Origin of the sequence: Neoluteolibacter marinus, from assembly GCF_014904755.1 — a bacterium.
Classification (GTDB): domain Bacteria; phylum Verrucomicrobiota; class Verrucomicrobiia; order Verrucomicrobiales; family Akkermansiaceae; genus Haloferula; species Haloferula marina.
The window spans coordinates 1-301 of record NZ_JACZFQ010000308.1; the positions used below are offsets into that span (position 1 = coordinate 1).

Below are 301 nucleotides of genomic sequence, written 5' to 3' on the forward strand. Positions count from 1 at the left end.
TCCTCGGCTGGCGCGAGGTCCCCGTCGACGACTCCGCGATCGGCAGCGCGGCGCGCTCGGTCATGCCGTACTTCGTCCAGCCCTTCGTCCAGGAGCGTCGTGACGCGCAGGAGGCCTTCACCGGCCACATCCCGGTCCAGGACCTCGACGGCTCCGCCGCCCGACTGCAGCTCGATCAGAAGGCCTTCCGGCTGCGCAAGCGCTCCCAGAACCGACTGGGCATCTACTGCTCGTCGTTCTCCACCTCGACCATCGTCTACAAGGGCATGCTCACCACGGCCCAGCTCGAGCCGTTCTACCC

Annotated in this window: 1 protein-coding gene; it reads left to right on the top strand. The window is 68.1% G+C overall.

The genetic code is table 11. The features are described from left to right. Window positions 1–301 (top strand): hypothetical protein (locus IG178_RS25010; RefSeq protein ID WP_193215274.1); only part of this gene is annotated, 301 nt, incomplete at both ends.